This is a genomic window from Nostoc sp. ChiQUE01b (genome assembly GCF_034531255.1).
GTDB lineage: Bacteria > Cyanobacteriota > Cyanobacteriia > Cyanobacteriales > Nostocaceae > Nostoc.
Genome location: NZ_JAVRBM010000124.1, coordinates 1 through 5,606 on the forward strand (window position 1 = coordinate 1; position 5,606 = coordinate 5,606).

The following is a 5,606-nucleotide window of genomic DNA, read 5'->3' on the forward strand; positions in this document are numbered from 1 at the left end:
CCTCATTTAGTGAAGGACAAATCCCCTCATTTGGTGGCAGTGGTGGACAAATCCCGTTCGCTTAATAGAATCCTTGCGAAAATCAGCAGATAGATAAATAGAAAGGAACTCTTCAGTACATAGTATGCTAGTACAGCTTGGCGCAAATAAACATATTATTCGATAAACCAGAAAAGCGTGTATTATCGCTGATGTGCCTTCTGCCTGATTGTACTAGTTTGCTATTTTACGTCCTGAAACTATTATTAGGTAAAGGTTTAGGGGATATTTTCTGTTAGTTTGACGGTAAGATTATTAAAGTCTTTATTTTAGAGATATTTTGGGTTTCGCAAATTCATAATTGGTATAAGAAGTACTGAAGATCCAATAATTTTTCAACTAAAAATAGGAGAATTAGTGCCAATGGAAGCATCTGCTGTCAATCCCATTAATGGTGGAATTAACCCCTTAAGTGTAGGTGGTGCTAGCAACCTATATAGCGGTAATTCCTTTGCTGCCAATGACAGTTTGTCTGCTGCTAAGGGCAGCCTGTTGACGGGTGGTAGCAATCTGTTATTAGGTAACGGTAGCAATCCGATTCCAGGTGGCGGTATTAACCCGTTTGCAGGTGATGCTGGCAGTGGGCTTCAGAAATTAATCTTTGAGCGATTAAAGTTAGTTTTGGGTGATAACTATTTCAAGGGTATTGACAACACATTAGCAGGAGGTAGTAACCCGTTTGCAGGCAGTGGTTATCCCATTCCAGGTGGCGCTACCAACCCATTTGCAGGTAACAGTAATCCGATCGCAGGTGGCGCTACCAACCCATTTGCAGGTAACAGTAATCCGATCGCAGGTGGCGCTACCAACCCTTTTGCAGGTAACAGTAATCCGATCGCAGGTGCTGGAAGTCTGCTTCAACAATCGCCTTTCGATCCGTTGAAAGAAGTTCTTGGTAATAATATATCCTTTAGTAATGCTAGCAATACATCTAATGCTGGTAGCCAAAGCTTTAATAAGGACAACGCACCAGTTGGTAATGGTAACAAAAACTTTGGTAATAATAACGCAACTATTGGTAATTTTAACTCAGATTATGGCAGTAACAGCGCAACCATTGGAAATGGCAACTGGAACTTTAATAATGACAACGCAACCATTGGTAATGGCAACTGGCTATTTGGCAAGAATAACACAACCCTTGGTAACGGTAACTGGTATTGGGACAACGGAAGTAATAATGCAACACTAGGTAATGGTAATTGGCACTTTGGCAGTGACAACGCAACCATTGGAAACGGCAATTGGGACTTCGGCACTGATAACACAATTATTGGTAATGGTAACTGGGTTTTTACCAATGGAAATGAAATTATTGGTAATGGCAATTGGTTAACAAAAACTGACAACACAAAAATTGGAAATCTCAACAATACCAGCAGTTTAGAGCTATCCCCGCAAGGGATCAAAACTGATGTTAACAATCTGATTGACTCTCTGATAGGTAAAATAGGTCAAAATTTTCTTGGGTTAACAGGAGATTTTGATGAATCAAGTAGCCAAACATTTAACCGCCTCATCTCTTCTAAAAGTGTTGGTAATGACACTAATATATCTAACGATATTGAGCAACTTTTAGCATTACTCCGCCCAATTCAAGGAAATTTCATCAATTATCAGCCTGTGCAAAACCCTCAGCCTGTCCCAGAATCTGCTTCTTCAGTGTCATTGGTAGTTATGGGACTGGTATGTTTGTTGTTGTCACTGTTCAAAAAACAACAACACTGTTAACGTATAGTCAGGGACTGGGAACTGGGGACTGGGTGAAAAGTCTTTTTGTATCTAAGTTTTATCATCTGTTGATGTCCTAATCACTAAGGCTTTTGTTGTAAATTCAATTGTTCTATAGGAGTCCGATTTGATTTATGAAAAAATCTAAGTATCGGTAGGGTGTGTTATGGCGTAGCCTAACGCACCTAAATCGTTAATTGGTGCGTTACGCCAAAGGCTAACGCAACGCCAGTTCGTTCAAGTCGGGAAACCCGCCCACACGAGTGGCTCCCCTATGTGTATTTCAGAAATCAAATATGAGTCCTATAGGCTTAATGGCACTAAGATAAACCCAAAGTATTGTGTTGCCTCGTTGCCAGCCTCTAGGCTGGGAACCAGTCAGACTAGTCAGAGTAAGGGTTGTGTCTTAACTTAGTGCCATTCCTTCTAGGCTGATTGCGATCGCACTTTCTGTTTCTCTACCAGATTAACTTACAGCAGTAATTAGCGAGAATTAATGCTGTCTGCGCCTAGCATTTCTCATAGAGACGGTTTGCGATGTCTACGACGGGCTACGCCTACGCACTATAAAGCGACTCATAAGTTAGTTACAACGATTGCTGCAATGATTTAAACGTTTCTTATACATGAACAAGTAATTGTTGCAAAGCATGAAGCCTTTGCAGCAACTGCTTATATATTTCTTGGAAATACTTAAACCTTTCTTATACATGAAGGAGCAATTGTTGCAAAGTATGAAGTCTTTGCAGCAACTGCTTATATATTTCTTGGAAATACTTAAACCTTTCTTATACATGAAAGAGCAATTGTTGCAAACGCTTCAATTTTGGCAACTAGTTTTCAGGGTTAAGCAAGTTACAAGTGCTGATACCAAGGAAAGGCGAGACAAAGCATAGCTTTGGCTGTTTGGGGTGCAATGACTCTAGGAATCATAACTAATTTCCTTTCCTTGCGCGCGGAGTTTATGAGTGCTATGGCTGTATTTGCTAAATTTGATGGGCGATCGCTTAAAATTTAGAAGTTGGTGATTGTTATTTGCTCAAAAGAATGTCTCACTCAAGTTTTCAGCGTGCAAATACTCTTAAAGCGGCTTTTTTGGCTTGTAATGTTGAGCCGCTTGAACCAGCAGAAATGGAACGGTATTATGTCGATTTGTCGGGGGTGCGGAAAACTTCGGCTATTGATAATGTCAGTACAATTTTGGATTTTCAAGATGCAGGTGATTTTACAACAATTTTATTTACCGGACATCGCGGTTGTGGTAAAAGTACGGAGTTAAAAAAAATTCAAAGTCTTTGGGAAAACAATTATCGGGTTCTTTATTTAGAAGCAAATGAAGAGACAGATATTAATGATGCCCGGTATACAGATTTATATTTGATTGTGATTAAACAAGTTGAATTTGAATTACGAAAATTAGATTTGACTTTTAATCCAGATTTATTAAAAAGTTTTGAATCATGGTTTAAAGATATTACTCAAGAAAACGAGCAAAGTGTCGAGAAATCAGTCAATGTCAAGGCAGAAGCAACTCTCAGCCCTACAGCTCCATTTCTCGCCAAACTAATGGTCAAATTGCTGGCACAAATTAAAGGCTCGGACAAGCAAAAGACAACTATTCGCCAAACTCTAGAAAAAGATTTATCTCGCCTCAAATCTGATACTAATCTGTTATTAAGCGACGCTTACGCCAAATTGCGGCAAAAATTTCCTCAATGTAAAGGCTTATTAATTATCTTCGATAATTTGGATCGGGTTCCTCCTGCCGTCGCAGAACATTTGTTCTTGGATTATGCAGCTCAGATGCAAGAATTAAATTGTACAATCATTTATACAGTACCAATTTCAATTCTTTGCTCGCCAAAAAACCCCCTAAATCAATTTGATGGTGATCCTCATATTGTGCCGATGATTAATATCTATGAATTTGAACGGCATAAATGTGATTTAAATTATAATCAGACGGGCTTAGATGCGATGGCAAGTGTAATTGAAAAGCGGGTTGATATTGATGCAATTTTTGAGAGCCGTAATCAATTATTAGAACTAGCAAAAGCAAGTGGTGGCCATGTGCGGCAGTTAATGCAAATGATGCGCTCTGCATGTCAAACAGCGAGTACCCGAAAACATGCAAAAATTATATCCGAAGATATAGAGTATGCAGTTAAACAGCAACAATTTAGTTTTGAGCGGTTTATTCCTGAAGAACATTACGCTCATTTGGCTCAGGTTTGCTTAACTAAAAATGTCAGTAAAGATGAAATTGGACAATTAATGTTATTTAATACTTCCGTGTTGGAATATAACGGTGATAAACGGTGGAATTATCCAAATCCGGTGGTGAAGCGAAATGAGTTCTTCCAACAAGCTCTCCAATCAGCACAACAACAGTGAACTTCAAGCCGAAATAGGTAAATTTATTGCCTATAATCAAGATGAATTTGCTGAATTAGTGACATTTGTCGATTTTGCAGAAAAATTTACATTAGGTTTTATTGAAATTAACTTTACACCCGATATAGACTTATTAATTGCTGGATTGGAACAGAATGCCCAATGTCAAGAAATCCAATTTGTGGTTTTAGATTTTCCTGATAAGAATTTGCGATTTCTGCGGGATGATTTGGTGGAGCAATTAGCCAAAATTACTAAAGAAACAAATAAAAAACTTGTTTTATTAATTCGGAATTTAGAAAAATCGATTGGTGTGTTTGGAGATGAAGATTATCCACCAGTCTTACAAGATTTAAACTTCATCCGCGATTCCTATCGAAAAACCGTACCTCATCCGCTTTTATTTATCTTGCCAGATTATGCGATTTCGCGGTTAGCAAAATTTGCACCTGATTTTTGGGCTTGGAAATCAGGTTTATTTCGCTTTAAAACTACAGAATTGACTAGAGATAGGGCAATTGCCAACACTCTGGATGCGGACACAAATATAGAACGCTTACCAACACCAGAACAACAAGAACGTATCGATTTATTACATGGTCTGTTGATGGAATATAACCCAACTGGAGAAATACCCAGCCCAGAACATCTCCGCAATTGCTGTAATATTTTAAATGAATTGGGCAAAGCATATTTAAGCCAGTACAAACCAATCAAAGCTAGAGAATATTTAGAAAAAGCTGGGAAAATTGCCCAGCAATTTCCTGATTATTCCTTAGAAATCGAAATTATCAATCAGTTAGGTAAAAGCTATCAGCAGCAACGACAGTTTGAAAGTGCAAACAGCTATCATCAACAAGCTTTAGATATTGCCAAAAAGCATAAAAATCATCGTGCTGTCGCCAATTCCTTGCATTATTTAGGTAATGTATCTCTGAATATGCGACAGTTCCACCAGGCACGGGATTATTATCAACAAACCCTGGAAATCGAAATCGAATTTGGCGATCGCTATTCGAGTGCTAGCACTTACCACCAGTTGGGAAGGGTTGCCCAAGAGTTGCGCCAATACGACCAGGCACGGGATTATTATCAACAAGCCCTGGAAATCAAAATCGAATTTGGTGATCGCTATTCGAGTGCTAGCACTTACCACCAGTTGGGAAGGGTTGCCCAAGAGTTGCGCCAATACGACCAGGCACGGGATTATTATCAACAAGCCCTGGAAATCAAAATCGAATTTGGTGATCGCTATTCGAGTGCTAGCACTTACCACCAGTTGGGAATGGTTGCCCAAGAGTTGCGCCAATACGACCAGGCACGGGATTATTATCAACAAGCCCTGGAAATCAAAATCGAATTTGGTGATCGCTATTCGAGTGCTAGCACTTACCACCAGTTGGGAATGGTTGCCCAAGAGTTGCGCCAATACGACCAGGCAC

General features: G+C 39.3%; 3 protein-coding genes. All 3 read left to right on the plus strand.

Features of this window, described 5'->3' with window-relative positions; genetic code table 11:
- Window positions 1–402 precede the first annotated feature (402 nt).
- Window positions 403–1,770 (plus strand): hypothetical protein, encoded by a 1,368-nt coding sequence (locus RMY63_RS38585; RefSeq protein ID WP_322733724.1) that lies wholly within the window; start codon window positions 403–405, stop codon window positions 1,768–1,770.
- 1,047 nt (window positions 1,771–2,817) lie between these two features.
- Entirely contained in the window at window positions 2,818–4,164 is a 1,347-nt protein-coding gene (locus RMY63_RS38590; protein WP_322733725.1) for a P-loop NTPase fold protein, read from the plus strand.
- Window positions 4,121–5,606: tetratricopeptide repeat protein (locus RMY63_RS38595; protein WP_322733726.1), on the plus strand; the 1,486-nt coding region annotated here is incomplete at its 3' end. The genes RMY63_RS38590 and RMY63_RS38595, both read left to right, overlap by 44 nt.